This is a genomic window from Protofrankia symbiont of Coriaria ruscifolia (assembly GCF_900634745.1).
Classification (GTDB): Bacteria; Actinomycetota; Actinomycetes; order Frankiales; family Frankiaceae; genus Protofrankia; species Protofrankia californiensis.
In genome coordinates, this window is the sequence record NZ_CAAAFR010000183.1 from 96147 (window position 1) to 116435 (window position 20289).

The following is a 20289-nucleotide window of genomic DNA, read 5'->3' on the forward strand; positions in this document are numbered from 1 at the left end:
TGGGCTTGGGCCGTCAGTTTGTCCAAGGTCTGCGGGGATACCGCGACACGGCCGGTGTTTCCGGGCTACCGGGTACCGTGTCCCGACCGCGTGGTCCGCGGCCACGGCGACGCGAACGCAGCGACTTCGGGCAGATCACCTCGTGATCCCCCGTGGCCCCTCGCGATCGCGCCGCCTCCGGCCGCTGGCGGTCACCCGGCCGCAGACCACTACTCGTCAGACCTCCTCAACGCTGCTCGGCTCTCGCCGGGACAGGTCAATACCGAGTTCCTCCGCGGCGCGGAAGACGTCCTCGTCGGTGTCACGCATTTCGATGGAAACACCGTCACTGGAAAGAACCTCCACGTTCAGGCACAGTGACTGCATTTCCTTGATGAGTACCTTGAAGGACTCCGGGATACCGGGTTCAGGGATGTTCTCGCCCTTGACGATGGCCTCGTAGACCTTGACGCGGCCGAGGACGTCGTCCGACTTGATGGTGAGCAGCTCCTGCAGGGCGTAGGCGGCACCGTAGGCCTCCAGCGCCCACACCTCCATCTCGCCGAAACGCTGTCCACCGAACTGCGCCTTGCCACCCAGCGGCTGCTGGGTGATCATCGAGTAGGGGCCGGTCGAACGGGCGTGGATCTTGTCGTCGACCAGGTGCAGCAACTTGAGGATGTAGATGTAACCGACCGCCACCGGGTACGGGTAGGGCTCGCCGGTCCGGCCGTCGAAGAGCTTGGCCTTGCCGCTGGCACCGATGAGCTGGACGCCGTCACGGTTGGGCAGCGTCGAGGAGAGCAGACCGGTGATCTCCTCCTCGCGGGCGCCATCGAACACCGGGGTGGCCACGTTGGTGTCCGGTGGCGCCTGGTCCGCCCTGATCCCGCGCAGACGCTCCTTCCAGCCTTCGGAGCCGTCATCGACCTTCCAGCCGGTCTTGGCCACCCAGCCGAGATGGGTCTCCAGGATCTGGCCGATGTTCATCCGACGGGGCACACCATGCGGGTTGAGCACGACGTCCACCGGGGTGCCGTCGGAGAGAAACGGCATGTCCTCAGCGGGGAGGATCTTCGCGATGACACCCTTGTTCCCGTGCCGCCCGGCGAGCTTGTCACCATCGGTGATCTTGCGCTTCTGGGCGACGTACACCCGGACCAGCTCGTTCACGCCGGGCGGCAGCTCGTCGCCGTCCTCCCGGGAGAACACCCGGACCCCGATGACCTTGCCGGACTCTCCGTGCGGCACCTTCAGCGAGGTGTCGCGGACCTCCCGGGCCTTCTCGCCGAAGATCGCGCGCAGCAGCCGCTCCTCCGGAGTCAGCTCGGTCTCACCCTTGGGCGTGACCTTCCCGACCAGCACGTCACCGGGAGAGACCTCGGCGCCGATGCGGATGATGCCACGCTCGTCGAGGTCGGCGAGGACCTCCTCGGCGACGTTGGGGATGTCCCGGGTGATCTCCTCGGGCCCGAGCTTGGTGTCCCGGGCGTCGACCTCGTGCTCCTCGATGTGGATCGAGGACAGGACGTCGTCCTGGACCAGCCGCTGGGAGAGGATGATCGCGTCCTCGTAGTTGTGGCCCTCCCACGGCATGAAGGCGACCAGCAGGTTCTTACCCAGTGCCATCTCGCCGTTGTCGGTGCAGGGACCGTCCGCGATGACCTGACCCGCCTCGACCCTCTCCCCCTCGTCGACGATGGGTTTCTGGTTGATGCAGGTGCCCTGGTTGGACCGGCGGAACTTCGCCATCCGGTAGGTGCGCCGGGTGCCGTCGTCGTGCATGACGGTGATGTAGTCGGCGGAGAGATCCTCGACCACACCGGACTGCACGCAGACGACGACGTCACCGGCGTCCTTGGCCGCGCGGGCTTCCATACCGGTGCCGACCAGCGGCGCCTCGCTGCGCAGCAACGGGACGGACTGGCGCTGCATGTTCGAGCCCATCAGGGCGCGGTTGGCGTCGTCGTGCTCAAGGAAGGGGATCATGGCCGTTGCGACCGACACCATCTGACGCGGCGAGACGTCCATGTAGTCGACCTCGTCGGGCGGGATGAACTCGACCTCGCCACCCTTGCGCCGGACCAGGATCCGCTGCTCGGCGAACGACCCGTCGGCGGTCAGCGGCGCGTTCGCCTGCGCGATGACGTGCTTGTCCTCCTCGTCCGCGGTGAGGTAGTCGATCTGGTCGGTGACCCGCCCGGCCACGACCTTGCGGTAGGGCGTCTCGACGAAGCCGAACGGGTTGACCCGCGCGAACGTCGACAGCGAACCGATCAGACCGATGTTCGGCCCTTCCGGTGTCTCGATCGGGCACATCCGGCCGTAGTGGCTGGGGTGGACGTCACGGACCTCGAACCCGGCCCGTTCCCGGGACAGGCCACCCGGGCCGAGCGCGGACAGACGCCGCTTGTGGGTGAGGCCCGCCAGCGGGTTGGTCTGGTCCATGAACTGGGAGAGCTGGCTGGTGCCGAAGAACTCCTTGATGGAGGCGACCACCGGCCGGATGTTGATCAGCGTCTGCGGCGTGATCGCCTCGACGTCCTGCGTGGTCATCCGTTCCCGGACGACCCGCTCCATCCGGGCCAGGCCCAGGCGCACCTGGTTCTGGATCAGCTCGCCGACCGTGCGCAGCCGCCGGTTGCCGAAGTGGTCGATGTCGTCCACGTCGTAGGACTGGTCCTTGCCGGCGTGCAGCTGCACGACGTACTCGATCGTGCGGACGATGTCGTCCTCGGTCAGCACCCCGACATCGTGCAAGACGTCCACACCGAGTTTCTTGTTCACCTTGTAACGACCGACCTTGGCCAGGTCGTAACGCTTCGGGTTGAAGAAGAGGTTCTCCAGCAGCGTCTGCGCGGACTCACGGGTCGGCGGCTCACCCGGTCGCAGCTTGCGGTAGATGTCGAGCAGCGCGTCGTCCTGGCTGGAGGTGTGGTCCTTTTCCAGAGTCACCCGCATCGACGGGAAGTCACCGAACCGCTCCAGGATGCGCGCCTCGTTCCAGCCGAGCGCCTTGAGCAGCACGGTCACGGACTGGCGGCGCTTGCGGTCGATACGGACACCGACGGTGTCCCGCTTGTCGACCTCGAATTCCAGCCAGGCGCCTCGGGACGGGATGACCTTGCAGGAGAACAGGTCCTTGTCGGAGACCTTGTCGATGGTCTTCTCGAAATACACCCCGGGGGAACGCACAAGCTGGCTGACGACGACCCGCTCAGTTCCGTTGATGACGAACGTGCCCTTGGGGGTCATGAGCGGGAAGTCGCCCATGAACACCGTCTGGCTCTTGATTTCACCGGTGGTGTTATTGGTGAACTCGGCCGTCACGAACATCGGGGCCGAGTAGGTCATATCCTTGTCCTTGCACTCCTCGACGGAGTACTTCGGCGGTTCGAAACGGTGGTCGCGGAACGACAGTGACATCGAACCCGAGAAGTCTTCGATCGGGGAGATCTCCTCAAAGACCTCTTCGAGACCTGACGTGACGGGTACGTCGTCACGGCCGGCGTCGATGGCTTCCTGGACCCGTTCCGCCCACGCCTCACTGCCGATCAGCCAGTCGAAGGACTGGGTCTGCAGGGCGAGAAGATCGGGGACCTCGAGAGGCTCGATGATCTTTGCGAACGAGATGCGGGAGGAGGTAGGCGAGGCGGCCAAGGTGGTCCTTCCGGTGGCCTGATCGTCGGGCTGGTGGCGCTCTGGCTTCCTTGATGCGGCCTCCGGCAACGCGGGAGGAATCATGATCGCGTCGCCTTCGGCCTACTCGAACAATCCGGCGGAGGGGATGGTCGGGTGATCAGTGTCTCGCTACGGTTGTGGGGACTGTCGGCGGGGGTAGTCCAACAGGGTGCGCGGGTGCCCCACGGATGCGGGCAGACGCGACGCGGGCGTCGGCGAGTAGTCCGTCACGACAGCTTCCGGAAGAGGACCCCCGCGTGGGATGGTCGTCCCGGGCTGGTGGCGTGGCGGCACTTCGGTGGCGGATTGCGATCAACGGTCTCGCTCGGATTACCTCGGTCGTGACGTCTGGACGACCGCGCCCGGTGGACGCGGCTGCACGGGGGCTGAGCCGTACGCGGGCTGGCACCGTCGCATACCTCGAGGAGCAGTGAGCGCACGACGAAAGGACAGCCCAAACGAGCAGTGTAGCCGATGGCTGCACTGCTGGCAAGGCTGGTCGGCGGGTAGGTGTCTCCGCTTCGGAGATGATGGAACTCCGTCCCGGGTAAGGTCGTCAACCGGTTGCGAGGTAGTGAGCACGAGAGAACCGAGTGGACGGGTCAAGCCGCGTTCGGCGGCCCGTCCCCGCGCGCAGGTGGGACGTCCGGCCCCGTGGGGGTGCGGTGGAACTCCCCCGCCCGACCCGCCTACCCACCGGCATCTCGACAGGCTCCGGCGATCGGCTCCACGGACGCCGTCAGCGGGCGCTGACAGCCTCGGGTCCACCGCCGGCGATCCGGTTGGCCGGGGAGTACGCAGTCATGTCTGTTTCCGGGCGCGGGGTTCCTCCCGGATCCGGGAGGTCCGAGAGACGGCGGGAAACCTGGAGCTGCGCCGAAGAGTCTGGAACTGGCAGGTCGGGCTGTCCTTCCCCCTGGCCTGGAGGAGGACAGCCCGACCTGTCACGGCTACCTGACGGTAACCGTGAGGCAGCCGTGAGGCAGCCGTTACTTGACGGTGACCGTGGCTCCGGCGCCCTCGAGAGCGGCCTTGGCCTTCTCCGCGGCTTCCTTGGTCGCCTTCTCCAGCACCGGCTTGGGCGCTCCGTCGACGAGGTCCTTGGCCTCCTTGAGCCCCAGGCTGGTCAGCGCGCGAACCTCCTTGATGACCTGGATCTTCTTGTCACCAACGGACTCGAGGATGACGTCGAACTCGTCCTGCTCCTCGACAGCCGGCGCGTCAGCGGCCGGCCCCCCGGCGCCCGGAACGGCAACCGCAACCGGCGCCGCCGCGGTCACACCGAAGGTGTCCTCGAACTGCTTCACGAACTCCGACAGCTCCAGCAGCGTCATTTCCTTGAACGCGTCCAGCAGCTCGTCGGTCGACAGCTTCGCCATGGTGGCGGTCCTTTCATTGGGTGAGTAGGTGGTCCGGTCGGGGCATTACGCCGTCAGCGAGCCGGAAGCGGCGCGATTGTCGCCCTTCCCGCATTACCAGGGGCCCGGGAAAACGGTCTGAAAGGGGCAGAAAGGGGCTACTCGGCGCTCGCCTCGGCTGGGGAGGCATCGGCCGTCGACGCCTGCGCCGCGGGCGCTTCCGCCTCTCGCTTGACACGCAACGCCTCAGCCAGACGAGCCGCCTGGGACAACGGCGCCGCGAACAGGCCGACCGCCTTGACCAGTGAACCGTTCAGCGCACCGGCGAGCTTGGCGAGCAGCACCTCGCGCGATTCCAGATCGGCCAGCTTGCGGATGTCGTCCGCCGACATCGCCTTGCCCTCGACGATCCCGCCCTTGACTATCAGGGCCGGATTGGCACGGGCGAAGTCACGCAGACCCTTGGCCGCTTCGACCGGATCACCGGTGACGAACGCGACCGCGGTAGGACCGACCAGCAGGTCGTTCAGGCCGTCGATGCCGGCCTGTTCGGCGGCAATCTTGGTGAGGGTGTTCTTGACCACCGCGTATTGAGTGCCCTCGCCGAGCGAACGGCGCAGTTCGGTGAGCTGGCTCACCGTCAGCCCGCGGTACTCGGTCAGTACCGCCGCGGACGCGCCCCGGAACGAGTCTGCGATCTCCGTTACCGCGGCGACCTTTTCCGGCTTCGCCATCGGGCTCCTTCATGAGGTCTGGCCAGTCGCCCGAAAGGTGCCGTAAACAACGAACGCCCCGGCGCAGGCGCACGGGGCTTGCCGACCGGGAGACGGAACAAGGGCCGACACCCGGACAACGCTCCCTCACCTGCGCGGGCCGTCCGGCGATGCCGGAACCTTCGGCCGCCCCACAGAGGGACGACGACCAGCGGTCTTCGGTTTGGTTCTTACGTAGATGCTACACGGCCTGGAAACCGTGGACGGATCGGGAGCGTCAAGCGCACCCCGGAAGGTGACACCGGGCCGACCGCAGCGCCCACCCGTCCGACAGGGGGCGCTGCGATGTCAGAAACCGCGATGTCAGAAACTACGGTGTCGTAGACTGCGGCGCGGTAAAGAGCTGTAAAGAAGGTCGGCGTCGTGAAGGTCAGGCCGCGGCGTCTTCGATCAGGTTGCGGGTACGACCCGGATCGACGGGAATCCCGGGGCCCATCGTTGTCGTGAAAGTGATTTTCTTCAGGTAACGGCCCTTGGCCGCGGCCGGCTTGACCCGAACGATCTCGTCCAGCGCGACACCGTAGTTCTCGATCAGCTGTTCGTCGGTGAAGGCCGTCTTCCCGATGACGATGTGAAGGTTGCCCTGCTTGTCAACCCGAAAGTTGATCTTTCCGCCTTTGATGTCGCGGATGGCCTTGGCAATGTCAAGGGTGACCGTGCCGGTCTTGGGGTTCGGCATGAGCCCGCGCGGCCCGAGGATCCGGGCGATACGGCCGACCTTGGCCATCTGGTCGGGGGTCGCGACGGTCGCGTCGAAGTCCAGGAAACCCTCCTGGATCCGCTGCACGAGATCATCACTGCCGATGACATCGGCACCGGCGGCGGTGGCCTCAGCAGCCTTCTCCCCGGCGGCGAAAACCGCCACCCGCGGGGACTTTCCGGTGCCGTGCGGCAGGTTCACGGTGCCACGGACCATCTGGTCGGCCTTGCGCGGATCCACCCCGAGACGCAGCGCGACCTCGACGGTCGCGGCGTATTTGGTCGTGGAGGTCTCGCGGGCCAACCGGACAGCTTCCAACGGCGTGTACAACCGATCCGCCTCGATCTTCTCGACCGCGGCCCGGTATGCCTTGCTGCGCTTCATGTGTGTCTCCTCGTGGTCATGGCGGGCCGGAGCCGATCCACTGTGCTACCCACCTCGTCCCGGTCAGTGGCCCTGCAACCTGAGCATGCGCCGGTACGGGTCGGGCACGATCGGGCGCCCTCCCACAGTCGTTGCGTTCATCGCCGGTCCAGCCGTCCAAGCGGACCGGTTGTCACTCGCTGACGGTGATGCCCATCGACCGGGCGGTCCCCGCAATGATCTTCTCGGCTGCTTCCAGGGTGGTGGCGTTGAGGTCCGGCAGCTTGGTCTGGGCGATCTGGCGGATCTGCTCGGCGGTCAGGTTCGCGACCTTCGTGCGGTGCGGCACGCCACTGCCCTTCTCCACACCAGCGGCCTTGAGAATGAGCCGCGCCGCCGGCGGCGTCTTGGTGACGAAGGTGAACGAGCGGTCGTCGTACACCGTGATCTCGACCGGAACCACGTTCCCGCGCTGGGATTCGGTGGCGGCGTTGTACTGCTTGCAGAACTCCATGATGTTCACACCGTGCTGGCCGAGCGCCGGCCCCACCGGAGGCGCCGGCGTCGCCACACCGGCATTGATCTGGAGCTTGATGATGGCGGAGATCTTCTTCTTGGGAGGCATGGTGTCGTTTCTCTCCGAGTTACTGGAGCTGGTGGGAGCGGATTCAGATCTTTGCGACCTGATTGAACTGAAGCTCGACCGGCGTCTCGCGGCCGAAGATGGACACCAGCACCTTGAGCCGCTGTGCGTCGAGGTTGATCTCGCTGATGGTCGCCGGCAAGGTCGCGAACGGACCGTCCATGACGGTCACCGACTCCCCAACCTCGAACTCCTGTACCCGGACCGTCTCGACTTTCTTCTCGCGTGGTGCCGGCGGCGCGAGAATCGAAAGGACCTCCTCCGTGCGCAGGGGCGACGGCTTGTTGGTCAGACCCACGAAGCCGGTAACCCCCGGGGTGTTACGGACCGCCGACCACGACTGGTCTGTGAGATCCATCCGTACGTAGATGTAGCCAGGATATTTCTTCTGCTGCACCAGCTGACGCTTGCCGTTCTTGATGACCGGGACCTCCTCGGTCGGAACCTCGATCTGGAAGATGTAGTCCTCCATGTTGAGGCTGGAGATCCGGGTCTCAAGGTTCGTCTTGACCTTGTTCTCATATCCGGCATACGAATGTATGACGTACCACTCGCCCGGAGCGTCCTCCAGAGCACGCCGGATGTCGTCATCGTCGTCATCGTCGTCGACAGCGGGTTGACTCGCGTCCACCGTGTCGGCCGCGTCCGCCGTGAGATAGCCGGGGCGGGTGTCGGTGCCTGTGGAGCCGTCGCCGCCTTCGCCGTCCTGCGGCAGGGCGCCGGCTTCCGTACTCGCCACCTCGTCGCGCGCCAGTGCCGCCAGCGGGTCAAGACCGTCGAGGGCCTCCCCCTGTTCGGAGGAGACGTGCTCGGGAAACTGGGACACGCGGACGTTCCTTCTCTCTATAACCGTGCTCTGCGAGCTGTGCGGGCCTCGGGGCGACATGAATCCGCGGGATTCGGTTCACATCAGCCGAAGATCGCCAACATCGCCTTGGTGAGACCGAAGTCCAACGAGGCGACGAAGGCCACCGTGACCGAACAGAACACGAGTACAACGATCACATAGGTGATCAGCTCGCTCCGGCCCGGATAGACGACCTTCCGAAGCTCCGCGACGACCTCCCGATAGAACCGCAGCGGCGTCGTACGGCGCCGGCCCGCGGGCCTGGCCGGCCGGCCGGCCCGCGGTGCCGCGTCACGTGTGTCGGTCGCCACTCACTCCACCTACCTGGTCGTCGGGTATCGCAGGGGCGACAGGACTCGAACCTGCAACCGCCGGTTTTGGAGACCGGTGCTCTACCAATTGAGCCACGCCCCTTTGCGCCACGGCTGTCACCGGAGCAGCAGCGCCGAGCAAGATCGAATTCGTTAAAAGATCAATCTTGGTGACCATCAGCAGCACTACATACCGGGACGACAGCCCAAGCGCATCCACCATACTCCTACGCTGGCTCCCTCACCCTGGCTCCCCGGCCCCGATCGCCCAACGCCTGCCGCGCGGGCGATCCCACGGTCGGGATTCGGCGTCCAGTATCGAGCCGGAACCGGCGCCCGCCGGATGGCAGGCGCCGAAGGTCTTCCAGCGGATGGGCCAGATACCGGCCGAAACCGCTGCCGGACCACCCGTACACCGACCCTTGTGGTGTCCTGCGGAATCCGAACGGCCCCGGCAATGATCGGGCGGGCAACCCCTGACACGTGGCAGCATGACGGTCATGACCCGGATCTCTCACCGCGTCGGCAGCATCGCCCCTTCGGCGACGCTTGCCGTGGACGCGACCGCGAAGGCGCTGCGTGCAGCCGGCCGGGACGTGATCGGCTTTGGTGCCGGCGAACCGGACTTCCCCACGCCCGACCACGTCGTTGCAGCCGCCGAGAAGGCCTGCAGCGACCCGAAGATGCACCGATACACACCCGCCGCCGGGCTGCCCGAGCTCCGGGAGGCGGTGGCGGACAAGACCCGCCGCGATTCCGGGCTCGACGTCCCCGCCAGCGCAGTGATCATCACCAACGGCGGTAAGCAGGCGGTCTACCAGGCATTCGCCACCCTGCTCGACCCCGGTGACGAGGTGCTGCTGCCTGCTCCCTACTGGACGACATACCCGGAGTCGATCCGTCTGGCCGGCGGTGTCCCGGTGGACGTCGTCACCACCCCGCAGCAGGGTTACCGAGTCACAGTCGAGCAGCTGGAAGCGGCCCGCACGCCCCGTACGAAGGTGCTGCTGTTCTGTTCCCCCTCCAACCCCACCGGGGCGGTCCACACCCCCGAGGAGGTCCGGGCGATCGGGCGTTGGGCGGCCGAGGCCGGCCTCTGGGTGATCGCCGACGAGATCTACGAGCACCTGGTGTACGGCGACGCCCGGTTCGCCTCCCTGCCGGTCGAGGTACCGGAGATCGCCGACCGCTGCATCGTGGTCAACGGAGTGGCCAAGACCTACGCCATGACCGGCTGGCGGGTCGGCTGGCTGATCGGTCCGGCGGACGTGGTGAAGGCCGCCACCAACCTGCAGTCCCACGCCACGTCGAACGTCTCCAACGTCGCACAGGCCGCGGCGCTGGCGGCCGTGACCGGGCCGCTGGATGCCGTCGTGCAGATGCGCTACGCCTTTGACCGGCGACGGCTGACCATGCACCGGATGCTCTCCAACACGCCCGGGGTGGTGTGCCCGCTCCCCGACGGGGCGTTCTACTGTTACGCGTCGGTGGCTGGCGTCCTCGGGCACACGCTGCGGGGAAAGACCCCGGCCACCTCGGCCGAGCTGGCCACGCTCATCCTTGAGGAGGCAGGTGTGGCAATCGTGCCGGGTGAGGCGTTCGGGACTCCGGGTTACGCCCGCCTGTCCTATGCACTCGGCGACGAGGACCTGGTCACGGGCGTACAGCGCCTGTCCGACCTGCTGGCCGAGGCGCACTGACCAGCGCGCAGGCAGGTACCCGCCAACCAGTCGACGGTGTGCCCAAAAGCTACGGCCCAGTGTCCACAAGCCACGGCCAGCGGACACACCGTCGCTACCGGATCCCTGCCCGCAGCGGTCAGGGATCCTGGTCAGGCGAGCTGAACGGTGGCCCGTGACGCCAGCAGCACCTTGCTGCCGCCGGATCGTACGGTCAGATTGACGACCACCCGGTTGTCGTCGAGCTTCTTCTCGACGACGCCGCTCACCACGAGCGTGGCACCCTCGTCGTCGTCCGGTACCGGCACCGGGGAGGAGAACCGGACGCCGTAGTCGACCACGCTGCCAGGATCGCCCGCCCAGTCGGTGACGAGCCGGGCGGCCGTGGCCATGGTGTACATCCCATGAGCGATCACACCGGGCAGGCCGACGCTCTGCGCCACCCGCTCGTTCCAGTGGATCACATTGAAGTCGCCCGAGACTCCGCAGTAGTGGACAAGATCTTCCCGACGGATCCGGAATTCCCGCTCCGGAATCCGGGTACCGACCTCGACGTCGTCATAGTCAACGATGGCAGGCATGTGAGCGCCTCAGCACCCTTCCTGATCCTCGGGGCCTCCGAACGCGCAAACACCCATGGTCGCGCGCTCTTCGGCCGGTTAGGCCGCGGTTCCGCGCGAAGCCAACGACGTCCGGCCGGTCGCGACCAGCTCTCCGCCGGTCGTGACAAACTCGTACTCGCTGATCAGCAACTCGTTGCGCCCGGCGTTACGAATGTCGGTGATGGTGGCGGAGACAACGATCTCGTCACCGGCAACGACCGGCCGGCGCAGCGAATAGCGCTGTTCGCTGTGCACCACCAGCGAAAAGTCGAGGCCGAGGTTAGGGTCAAGCACCGGAACCACAGGCCGCCAGATGGCGACCGCCGTCAGGAAGGTGGGCGGCGCAACAAGATCGACATAGCCGGCCGCTTTGGCAGCCTCAAGATCGTGACAGAGGGGGCTGTCCTCATGGATCGCGATCGCGAACTGCCGGATGTGCTCGCGACCGACCAGGAACGGAGTGTCCGCGACGAACCTGCGCCCGACAAAATCCCGATTGAGCGGCATCGCATGCTCCGATCTCACCGTCCCCGCGGTTGGAATTACCCTGGAGCGCCCCAGAACAGGGCACTCCAACGCGTCGATCGGACAGGGTGAGAGGTTCCAGTAGCCGACGCGACGATCACCAACAGCGAAGAGATCAATCCGACAGGCTGAACACTAACCCCATGCCTCCCTGCTGCCATGCCGACAGGCCGACGGTGACCCGACAGCATCCTGGAGGCCGCAGATACCCGGGGAGATACCCCGGGCCGGGTCAGCGGGTCTCTCGGTGTTCGGTGTGCTGCCGGCAGTTCGGGCAGAACTTGCGCAGCTCCAGGCGGTCGGGATCGTTGCGACGGTTCTTGCGCGTGATGTAGTTGCGGTGCTTGCACACCTGACACGCCATAGTGATCTTCGGACGGACGTCGGTGGCGGCCACGCTGCTGTGCCTCTTCCCTGCAGGTCGGACAAGAACGAACCAAAGTTTGGTCATACAGGACGACCGGGCGCCGTCCTCGGCGGGTCGCGACCCGCCCGGTAGCGGTGGCCGGATTTGAACCGGCGACACAGCGATTATGAGCCGCTTGCTCTGCCTGGCTGAGCTACACCGCCTGGGTGGACCTACCCCATCGATTGATCGAACCGACGGAGTAGCGGCCGACAACCGGTCACCCGGCTACCGACCGGTGCCACAGAGCCCCTTTACGGAATCGAACCGTAGACCTTCTCCTTACCATGGAGACGCTCTGCCGACTGAGCTAAAGGGGCGGGTACGCGCGCCTAAGGTTACACGACAGCGCGGCATCGCGTACCGCAGGCCCGTCCGTAGTGACACTCACCCGCGGTCGCCGTCGACACCCAACGCCTAACGGCGCCCCGCAAACCGGCTTTGGGGCCACCCCGCAACCCGTCCGGCCCAGCCCGGCAGACCCGCGCCCAGCCCGGCAGACCCGCGCACCGGCCTCGCCACGTCTGTCGACGGTCACAGCTTTCCCGGGGCTACCACGCACCCGGGTTGCGTACGCAACCCCGCGTGGGACTCCGCGACCCGGCACGAATAGATCTTCGTCGCACGCCACGATCCCCCGTCGCAGAGACGCTACTCCATGTCATGAAAATGGATCAGATCGTAAAGATCTGAAACTGTGAGTAACAACAAAGTCGGTTTGCGTGCCGTATACGTATCTGTAAGTAGTAGATACTTTGCTTAGCGTAGTAGTTGGTCGAGTAAGCCTGCCATCTGGGATCACCCGCCGGCCAGTCCACCCGAACACGCCAGGGAGCTCCCATGCACATCGCACCCGCCCGCCAGGACGACGGCGGGCCGGGCCAGGCCGTCCTGCCCACCCACCGTCGGCGGACTCGCCGCCGGTGGGGTAGCACACGCACGGTTGCCGCGGCAGCGCTGACTCTCATCGCCTTCGCAACCGCCGGCAGCTTCCGGACGGGTCATCCAGAAGTTCAAATCATCCGTAATCAGACTATTCGTAACGTGGCCGCCACATTCGACGCGATGGCCCCGGCCGAGGGAACCACGGCCGCCGTCCCCATGACGGAGGGCACAACCGTGGCCTCATCCGGTGAGGGCGCGCCAATCGCGGTTCAGTCTGCGCAGGCAATCCCGGCTGCGTGGCCGCGAGGTATCGACATCTCGTCATGGCAGCACCCCGGCGGCGCACAGATCGGCTGGGCAGCGGTCCGCTCGTCCGGCGTCACCTTCGCCATCGTCAAGGCGACCGAGGGCATGACCTACACCAACCCGTACTTCGCCACTGACCGCACCCGTGCCGTCCAGGCAGGTCTGGTGGTCGGCGCATACCACTACGCCCGGCCCGTCCTGCCGATCGCGACCGCGACCGAACAGGCTGACCGGTTCCTCACCGTCACCGGCCTCACCCGTTCCAACGGTCATATAGCCCCCATCCTCGACCTCGAGGCCCATGGGGGACTGTCAGCCGACCAACTCACCACCTGGACTCGCGCCTTCATGGAGGAGATCGAGACGAAGACCGGACGCACTCCCATCCTGTACACCTACCGGTCGTTCTGGAGCGACACGATGAAGAACACCACGTCATTCTCTCGCTACCCGCTGTGGTTCGCCATCTACAACGGAGGCTCGTCCCCGGGACCCCTGCCCGGCGGGTGGCAGAAGTGGGCAATGTGGCAGTTCACCTCCTCCGGGAGCCTTCCCGGCATCACCGGGAACGTCGACATGAACATCGTCTGCTGCGGTGCCGATGCGCTGTCGGCCAACGCCGACGGGCGGGTCAGCGAGATCGACCGGCGTTACGGCGCGGACCCCCGCGTGCCTCCGATGCTGGGAGCTGCCATCCGCAACGAGGAACCCGCCGGCGGGGGCGGCCGGTGGAGGCAGTTCGAGCAGGGACTGCTCTTCTGGTCGGTGGCGACCGACGTCCACGAAGTTCACGGCGGGATCAGCGCGAAATATCTGAACCTGGGCGGCAGCAACAGCTTCCTGGGACGACCGACCAGCGACGAGGTGGACGCGGAGGCTTCGGGCAGCCGGCAGTCGGCGTTCCAGGGTGGCCGGATCTACTGGAGCAGCTCCACGGACGCCCACGAGATCCACGGAGCGATCCTCAACTACTACCTGTCGCTCGGTGCCGCCGGTTCGGATCTCGGGCTGCCGGTCAGCGACGAGTACCCGGTTGAGGGGGGACGGCAGAGCACCTTCCAGTACGGCTGGCTGCGCTGGGACGCGGACTCCAACGCGGTCACCATCATCCGTCCCTAACGTCTCTAATATCCCTAATATCCCGGGGAACCGGTGGCCCGGGGAGCTGGGCGTTCCCTCCTGATCCGGATCGTCTGGTCACCCGATCGTCTGCTGTGACTACATATCACCATCGGTGGACATCGCCGGATCTCGCCTGCCCGGATATGGCTTCCCGTCAAGGAGCAGTCCCAGGCCGGAATGTAGGGCAACCGGGCATGTCCGGGGCACGCGCAGGCATGCGGAGGGCGCACGGAGGGCACACGGAGGGCATGGCCAAGTGGGCTAGCCGGCCAAGGGCGGCGCGATCGTGGTCTTTCCGCGCCGCCGGAGACCTCAGGTCCTGGGGTCGCTAGCCGGCCAAAGGCGGTGCGATCATGTTCTTCCCGCGCCGCCGGAGGCCTTTGGGTCCCGGGTCGCCAAGCGTCCCGCCACGCTCCAGGGAGGATTCAATGGAACCGGCACGGTCAGTACGCACCGGCGGATGGCTGGTGTTCGCCGCGATCATCATCTTCATCGCGGGCTTCCACAATCTCATCTATGGAATTGCCGCTCTCGACAACTACGCGTACCTTGTCGGCGAAAATGGTACGATCATCTACCAGGACCTGAACTTCTGGGGCTGGCTGCTGATAGCCATGGGCATCGTCGAGATCGCCGTCACCGCGGGTCTGCTCACGGGCAAGCAGTGGGCCCGCTGGGCTGCAATCGCAATCTGTGTGATCAACGCGGTCGCGCACCTGGCCTTCCTCGCGGTCTTCCCAGTGTGGGCAGTCGTCGTCATCGCGCTCGACGTACTCGTGATCTATGCGCTGACCAGGTACGACGCGCCGTTGCGCGGCTCCTACGAGCCCTATCCCGAAACCGACCGGATCGAGACCCCCACGGACCGACCGGAATACACCGGACCTTCCCGGTCCACCGCGGGAAGCACCCGGCCCGGCCCTGATGTGCCAACTCGCTGAACACCGGGGAGCGAACAGCAGGAGCTCGACGACGGCGGCGTTCCGGCCCTCTTCCAGAGGGTTGGATGCCGGCGTCGATCGCTCACGTCCGGCCGCGGAAAGGCGGTTCGCCACGTCATGAGATTCGCTCTGTCAGGAAAAAGAAAGACGCTGGAAAGGAAGGTGTTGGAAAGGGGAAAACTGGGCGGAAGGACCGTTGTTCTCGGTCAGGAACGACAGCAACGCCATATGAATGCCGACAGGTGGGCCGCGGCGAACGCTTCCGCGTCCCAGGTTTCGTCCAAGGCGAACGCGACGTCACGCCAGACATAGGCGGATGCCGATCGCCCGTCGGTAAGCGCGAGGCGCCGCACCTCGTACTCATCGCCTTCGAAGACGTCGAGAACGGTCCGCTCCCGCAGACTGAGATCTGACAGTACGCGTCCGGCCACGACCGCCGTTGTCACGGCGTCCGGAACCAGACCGGGATAGACCCGACCGGGCAGCGCCGCCGCCCGCCAACCGGCAACCGCGGCCGGCTGCGAACACGGCCGCCGGCCGAGCAGGGCCTGGGCAACCTCCGCAAAGCACAGGGTGCCGTAGACGAACAGCAACGGCATGGCAACAGGCCTCAGGGACTTGAGGATGGCGACAGTGGCGACAGGGCTCAGGACGGCGACAGGGCTCAGGCGGCGGCGTCCAGCTCGGCACGGGTGAGGACCGCACGCAGGGTGAGACCGAGCGCGGCAAGGCTGTCCCGGCCACCCTCCTGACGGTCGATCACACACAGGACGTCCTCGACGATCGCACCCTGCTCCCGCAGGACCCGGGCCGCTTCCACAACGGCGCCGCCGCTGGTCACCACGTCCTCCACGAGGACGACCCGCAGGCCCTCGACATCTCCGCCCTCGGCGGTGCGGCAGGTGCCGTACTCCTTGGCCTTCTTGCGGACGAACCGAGCCGGCCGTCCCGTACGTTGGGACAGCAACGTGACCAGCGGGATTCCGCCGAGCTCGAGACCGGCCAGCACGTCGACGTCCACGGGCAGCAACGGTCGCATCGCGTCGACGATGTCGGCGAGCAGCACCGGGTCGGCCTCGAACAGGTACTTGTCGAAGTACTCGCCGCTGGTCCGACCGGAGCGCAGCAGAAACTGACCGGTCAGATGGGACGCAGCCCGGACGCGGGCGGCAAGCATGCCGATGTCACCCATGCCTGCGGACTCTATACAGCCCGACGCCTGTACCAGGGGTGGAAACAGACGTCCGTACCGAAACGACGTCCGTACCGGGACGGTGAAGAAGCCCTCGTTCACGGTGCCGCCGTGGTCGGCTACCGGATACCCACCTGAAGGTCCACCGTGCGTCCGTCGGGATCCTGCAGAACATGACAGCCGGGCGGCAACGGTGGCTCAGTCGTACCCGGATCCACCGTGAGACCCAGCCGCAGACGGCCGGTCGGCACTCCCGATCGAGCGGGGTACAGCTCCAGCACGCTGCCGTCCGCGAGGGTCGCGGCCAGGTGCTCGGGCCCCGACCCGTGACGTTCCCGCGTGAACCGCAGCCCGAGCCGTCCGTAGAACTCCCCGCAGGCATCAAGGTCAGCGGTGTATACCACCAACAGATTAATCTTGAACGTCACCATCACCACATTTTCACGCCAGCCGGAGAACAACGCTGGCCACCGTCCGGTCATATATCCAGCCGAGACTGCCCCGGTTTGGCTCACCGGAGTCGGACGGCACGCGGGCCGGCCGGAGGCGTACAGGCAGGGTGATGGTCGCATCACGGGTGGATGAGCACGGATGTGACGATGCCGCCCTACACCGTCCGTCAGCGCGTCGAGCGCGCTCAACCCCGCCCGCCGCGCCGAGTTCGAGGCCGAATTCCACGCCGCCATCGTCGCCTCGGACGACGCCATCGACCTGGCCCCGCTACAGCGGGTCGTCGACCGCTGGTGGCCCCAGGCCGTGCTGTGCGCCAACCCCGAGATCCAGGCCGGTGTCAACGTCGACCGTGCCCGTATCGCCGCCGGTGACCCGACCGTGTTCGGCGAGACCACGACCTACATGTGGATGAACAGGATTCCGTCTGAAATCAAGGCGGCGCTGCGTCCCGATAGCGACTGATGATCGTGTGCATGCGCTGTGCACGCGCAGTCAGCGATGACCGGGATAAGCCGCGAACAACCGTGAGACGACAGCGACCCCGTCGATGCGCGACGGGAGCGCTGACCTGGGCTTCCAGGATGGTGCGAGGGGTGGTGGCAGGTGTTGGGTTCGAACCAACGTAGGCTGAGCCGGCGGTTTTACAGACTGTGCCCATCTTGGCGCGATCATGGCTTTGACCTGCCACGATGCGAAACGACCGCTCGGCGCGCTGGCACGTGTCCACGTATTGTCCACAGAGGACCGGGTGGTCGGGACGACGCGCCGGCGAGCATGGCGCCCCAGCGCCACGCGCAGTCCGGAGCGTGGCCGGCCCGGCCACCCGGTGAAGATCCCTTCGCAGACTCCGGGCTGAGCTGATCACCTCCGTCGGTCGGGCAGGCTTCGCCCTACCCCGGGTTCTCCCGGCCGGGCAAGGGCCGCACCCCTACTCGAACAAGTAGGGAAAGTTGACACAGAGCCCGGTTCGAACTCGGAGCAACCGACTCCGGACTGACGCTCGGTATCCAGGGACGCGCCCCTGCGACCGGAGTCTGCCAGTACTCATCTGGCCGCGAACACGGTCACTTATCGTAGCAGTTGGTCAAGTTGTGTTGATCTGGAGTGTCAAGAATGGGAAATGGAAGCCCACGCTGTGATCCAGGTCAACGGCTTGGCTCCGAACAATCGTTCGACTAAGATACGGGCAAGCGTGGAGTCTTCCGGCGGACGCGCCGTTACGCCATGCTTGCGGAACGGTCTACACGGTTGCAAGCAGGGAGGGTCCCACGTCATGGACGAGCACGACCGCATCGTCACCGACAGCCTCCAGCGTGACGACCTCGACGTACGGCCAGACGAGGCCAAGTTCGCCGAGCTACTACTTCTGGTCGCCGAGGAGCTGGCTGACGACCCTTACGGGGGGGCCACCAAGGCCAACAAAGTCCTGTACTTCGCCGAATTCGCCCACGTCCGCGAGACCGGCCTTCCGATCACCGGTGTTCGGTATCGCAAGCTCGAACGAGGACCTGCACCGCGCAGTCTCCGAGCGATCCGGGACCATCTGATTGGCAACGGTGACGCGGTGCTGATCAAGGAGCGCGTCCTTGGCTATGAACAGCACCGGCTCCAGCCGACCAGACCAGCTCGCCGGGAGCTGTTCAGCGCTACCGAGCTGAAGGCTGTCCAAGACGCCGTCAACCTGCTCCGTGGCCACACCAACGCGGATGCCAGCGAGCGGTCCCACCGTGAGCCCGGATGGCAGCTCGTCGACGATGGCGAGGACATCCCTTACGTAGCAGCCCTTCTGCCGCAACATCAGCCGCAGCCATCGCCTCGGATGATGGACCGGTTGCGGCAGATCGGTGAGGAGTACGCCCGTCAAGGGCGCCTCGCCCAGTGACCAAACACACGGTCACCTACGGGGCCGATTTCCTCGCTGCCGCTGAGGCCACCTACCCGAACGGTCGAAGCATGAGCTACTCGGGGCCGACGTTCCACGAGTTCATGGCACTACCGGTGCGGACAGCGAGGTTCGCTTTTGCGAACAACTGGGATAACCTGCCCTCGACCACGGGCGGTGCGGCTCGGCTGTTGATCCTTGAGCCGAATGGGGCGTTCGGACCCATCGTCTTCTATGCGGTCCTTGTTGCACGGCCAACCGGGCCGGTAGTGGAGATCGCAGGCTTCGAGGAAGATCGGGCCTACTGGGACACCTTCGTCGACCCAGACGGCTAAGGACCATGCCCTATTGCTGGCGATCGCGAGCTCGCCCGTGACGCTGGATGGTTCGAGGAGCTTGCCTTGCTCGTACTAGATCAGCATGCAGCCGCAAGAGACTTACCCCACCCCGCATGTCGTCATCAGACAGAGGCCGCGTAAGTAGCCACGGTAACATAATCGAGCTAAAGAGCTGCGCTTTGTCCGCAATGTGCATTAGGGAATTTTTGAGGAACTACCAAAAATGGCCATTTGTGCACCCCGTAGTTGATGGCGCAGATTATTCAGCAGATATCTCGTAAAGCAGGACATGACGATCTGCGGGCAGTATCACGACGTAGACCTCAATCGGCCGGTCCTGTTGATCGAAACTCGTTCGAAGCAGTCGACCTACGGGGACTCCGGGCGCTAGGCGCAGCTTGGTGGATTCCTCCGCAGTCGGCATGCGCCAGGTAATCTCGTCTTCGTATCGCGTGGGGATGTGCCCGAGGTCTTCGAGGACCTGGTCCGTTCCCTCGATAACATCAGCCGAGTCCATGATCTTACTTCCCTCGACGATGTCGAGAGGGTAGTAACTGTCCCTGAGTTGCAGCGGCTCCTCGTCGGCATACATCACCCTGCAGCGCACCCCGACTGGCTGGCCTGGTTGCAAGGCAAGATGAGTAGTGATCTCATCGTCGGCCACGACGACCTCCGTCGTGCTGACCTGCCTCGGCGTTTTTCCCTGCGCTTCGATCTGCTGGGCGAAGGTGTCCCGCCGTCGGTTCGCTTCGAGCCGCTTGCGGCGGGAGCCCGTAAGCGACGCGTAGTACTTCATCGGCGGCTCCGGCCGGACGAAGCTCCCTAGCCCTCGTTTGGAGATCAGCAGACCCTCGTTACGTAGCAGGTTCAGCGCCAGCCGGACCGTATTGCGGCTGGTCGCATGCTGCTCAGCAAGCTCGGCTTCTGTGGGGATCTGGGTGCCTGGAGCCAGCTCACCAGAGCGGATCTGCCCACGGAGCAGCGCGGCGAGCTGGTGGTACAGCGGTCGTGGATCCGCCGGGTTGAAGATCAATTTCATCCCTTCGCCTGCCCGCGACCTGCAAGGCTGTACCCACAGGCTAACAACTCTTGACACTCGCGCCGAGCGCCCTGTATCAATGATGTTGTTGGTACAACCCAACAACGGTGAGACGGGGAGGCAACCTCGTCTCACCAAGGCAAGGTTCCGGGCCTTCTGGACATGAAGAAGGCCCGGGTGGGAGGCAACCCACACCGGGCCAGACGCGACTAGGAGACCGCTGAATTAGGCCGTGTCGGGGACTGGATGGGTCCGGCCGGGCGC

The 20289-nt window shown here is 65.7% G+C and carries 20 protein-coding genes and 4 tRNA genes; 6 read left to right on the plus strand and 18 right to left on the minus strand.

Features of this window, described 5'->3' with window-relative positions; all coding sequences use genetic code 11:
• Positions 1 to 216: 216 nt before the first annotated feature.
• The 8 genes from rpoB to CV1CTNOD_RS20895 form a co-directional block, all read right to left on the minus strand.
• Positions 217 to 3639 (minus strand): DNA-directed RNA polymerase subunit beta, encoded by a 3423-nt coding sequence (gene rpoB, locus CV1CTNOD_RS20860; protein WP_131787664.1) that lies wholly within the window; start codon positions 3637 to 3639, stop codon positions 217 to 219.
• 1010 nt (positions 3640 to 4649) lie between these two features.
• Positions 4650 to 5039, minus strand: a complete 390-nt coding sequence (gene rplL / locus CV1CTNOD_RS20865; RefSeq protein ID WP_131787665.1) for a 50S ribosomal protein L7/L12 — start codon at positions 5037 to 5039, stop codon at positions 4650 to 4652.
• Positions 5040 to 5176: 137 nt separating this feature from the next.
• A complete protein-coding gene (rplJ, locus tag CV1CTNOD_RS20870; protein WP_131787666.1) occupies positions 5177 to 5752 on the minus strand; it encodes a 50S ribosomal protein L10 in 576 nt (191 codons plus the stop codon).
• Between the two features lie 409 nt (positions 5753 to 6161).
• A complete protein-coding gene (gene rplA / locus CV1CTNOD_RS20875; RefSeq protein WP_131787667.1) occupies positions 6162 to 6875 on the minus strand; it encodes a 50S ribosomal protein L1 in 714 nt (237 codons plus the stop codon).
• A gap of 172 nt (positions 6876 to 7047) precedes the next feature.
• On the minus strand, positions 7048 to 7479 hold the full coding sequence (gene rplK / locus CV1CTNOD_RS20880) for a 50S ribosomal protein L11 (protein WP_131787668.1): 432 nt from the start codon (positions 7477 to 7479) through the stop codon (positions 7048 to 7050).
• A gap of 43 nt (positions 7480 to 7522) precedes the next feature.
• Entirely contained in the window at positions 7523 to 8323 is an 801-nt protein-coding gene (nusG, locus tag CV1CTNOD_RS20885) for a transcription termination/antitermination protein NusG (RefSeq protein WP_131787669.1), read from the minus strand.
• Positions 8324 to 8406: 83 nt separating this feature from the next.
• Positions 8407 to 8655, minus strand: coding sequence for a preprotein translocase subunit SecE (gene secE / locus CV1CTNOD_RS20890; protein ID WP_131787670.1), 249 nt, complete (start codon positions 8653 to 8655; stop codon positions 8407 to 8409).
• 30 nt (positions 8656 to 8685) lie between these two features.
• Positions 8686 to 8758: transfer RNA gene (locus CV1CTNOD_RS20895), tRNA-Trp, on the minus strand.
• Positions 8759 to 9146: 388 nt separating this feature from the next.
• Here CV1CTNOD_RS20895 and CV1CTNOD_RS20900 point away from each other — a divergent pair.
• Positions 9147 to 10355 (plus strand): pyridoxal phosphate-dependent aminotransferase, encoded by a 1209-nt coding sequence (locus CV1CTNOD_RS20900; RefSeq protein WP_131787671.1) that lies wholly within the window; start codon positions 9147 to 9149, stop codon positions 10353 to 10355.
• 131 nt (positions 10356 to 10486) lie between these two features.
• Here the strand turns inward: CV1CTNOD_RS20900 and CV1CTNOD_RS25050 are convergent, their stop codons facing one another.
• The 5 genes from CV1CTNOD_RS25050 to CV1CTNOD_RS20920 all read right to left on the minus strand — a co-directional run bounded on the left by CV1CTNOD_RS25050 (position 10487) and on the right by CV1CTNOD_RS20920 (position 12187).
• On the minus strand, positions 10487 to 10915 hold the full coding sequence (locus CV1CTNOD_RS25050; RefSeq protein WP_165485652.1) for a MaoC family dehydratase: 429 nt from the start codon (positions 10913 to 10915) through the stop codon (positions 10487 to 10489).
• 78 nt (positions 10916 to 10993) lie between these two features.
• Positions 10994 to 11443: an FAS1-like dehydratase domain-containing protein gene (locus CV1CTNOD_RS25055; protein ID WP_165485653.1), complete on the minus strand. Its 450-nt coding sequence runs from the start codon at positions 11441 to 11443 to the stop codon at positions 10994 to 10996.
• 250 nt (positions 11444 to 11693) lie between these two features.
• Positions 11694 to 11858, minus strand: a complete 165-nt coding sequence (rpmG, locus tag CV1CTNOD_RS20910; RefSeq protein ID WP_131768550.1) for a 50S ribosomal protein L33 — start codon at positions 11856 to 11858, stop codon at positions 11694 to 11696.
• Positions 11859 to 11957: 99 nt separating this feature from the next.
• A tRNA-Met gene (locus tag CV1CTNOD_RS20915) sits at positions 11958 to 12031 on the minus strand.
• A gap of 83 nt (positions 12032 to 12114) precedes the next feature.
• Positions 12115 to 12187 (minus strand) — tRNA-Thr (locus CV1CTNOD_RS20920).
• Between the two features lie 520 nt (positions 12188 to 12707).
• Here CV1CTNOD_RS20920 and CV1CTNOD_RS20925 point away from each other — a divergent pair.
• Positions 12708 to 14177, plus strand: coding sequence for a GH25 family lysozyme (locus tag CV1CTNOD_RS20925; protein WP_131787672.1), 1470 nt, complete (start codon positions 12708 to 12710; stop codon positions 14175 to 14177).
• A gap of 431 nt (positions 14178 to 14608) precedes the next feature.
• A complete protein-coding gene (locus CV1CTNOD_RS20930; protein WP_131787673.1) occupies positions 14609 to 15121 on the plus strand; it encodes a DUF7144 family membrane protein in 513 nt (170 codons plus the stop codon).
• A gap of 206 nt (positions 15122 to 15327) precedes the next feature.
• Here CV1CTNOD_RS20930 and CV1CTNOD_RS20935 read toward each other — a convergent pair whose 3' ends face one another.
• The 3 genes from CV1CTNOD_RS20935 to CV1CTNOD_RS20945 all read right to left on the minus strand — a co-directional run bounded on the left by CV1CTNOD_RS20935 (position 15328) and on the right by CV1CTNOD_RS20945 (position 16744).
• A complete protein-coding gene (locus CV1CTNOD_RS20935; protein WP_131787674.1) occupies positions 15328 to 15720 on the minus strand; it encodes a gamma-glutamylcyclotransferase family protein in 393 nt (130 codons plus the stop codon).
• 65 nt (positions 15721 to 15785) lie between these two features.
• A complete protein-coding gene (gene pyrE, locus CV1CTNOD_RS20940) occupies positions 15786 to 16313 on the minus strand; it encodes an orotate phosphoribosyltransferase (RefSeq protein WP_131787675.1) in 528 nt (175 codons plus the stop codon).
• Between the two features lie 119 nt (positions 16314 to 16432).
• The gene (locus CV1CTNOD_RS20945) at positions 16433 to 16744 is read right to left on the minus strand and encodes a VOC family protein (protein WP_131787676.1); all 312 of its coding nucleotides are present in this window, start codon (positions 16742 to 16744) and stop codon (positions 16433 to 16435) included.
• A 253-nt stretch (positions 16745 to 16997) separates the two neighbouring features.
• On the opposite strand from CV1CTNOD_RS20945, the gene CV1CTNOD_RS20950 reads away from it, so the two are divergent.
• Positions 16998 to 17228 (plus strand): DUF6247 family protein, encoded by a 231-nt coding sequence (locus CV1CTNOD_RS20950; protein WP_242606886.1) that lies wholly within the window; start codon positions 16998 to 17000, stop codon positions 17226 to 17228.
• Positions 17229 to 17360: 132 nt separating this feature from the next.
• Here CV1CTNOD_RS20950 and CV1CTNOD_RS25060 read toward each other — a convergent pair.
• A tRNA-Tyr gene (locus CV1CTNOD_RS25060) sits at positions 17361 to 17452 on the minus strand.
• A 587-nt stretch (positions 17453 to 18039) separates the two neighbouring features.
• On the opposite strand from CV1CTNOD_RS25060, the gene CV1CTNOD_RS20955 reads away from it, so the two are divergent.
• On the plus strand, positions 18040 to 18648 hold the full coding sequence (locus CV1CTNOD_RS20955) for a Panacea domain-containing protein (protein WP_165034630.1): 609 nt from the start codon (positions 18040 to 18042) through the stop codon (positions 18646 to 18648).
• On the plus strand, positions 18645 to 18983 hold the full coding sequence (locus tag CV1CTNOD_RS20960) for a hypothetical protein (RefSeq protein ID WP_207386580.1): 339 nt from the start codon (positions 18645 to 18647) through the stop codon (positions 18981 to 18983). Before CV1CTNOD_RS20955 ends, CV1CTNOD_RS20960 begins: the two co-directional genes overlap by 4 nt.
• 262 nt (positions 18984 to 19245) lie before the next feature.
• Here CV1CTNOD_RS20960 and CV1CTNOD_RS20965 read toward each other — a convergent pair whose 3' ends face one another.
• A complete protein-coding gene (locus tag CV1CTNOD_RS20965; protein WP_207386581.1) occupies positions 19246 to 20019 on the minus strand; it encodes a GntR family transcriptional regulator in 774 nt (257 codons plus the stop codon).
• Positions 20020 to 20289 lie beyond the last annotated feature (270 nt).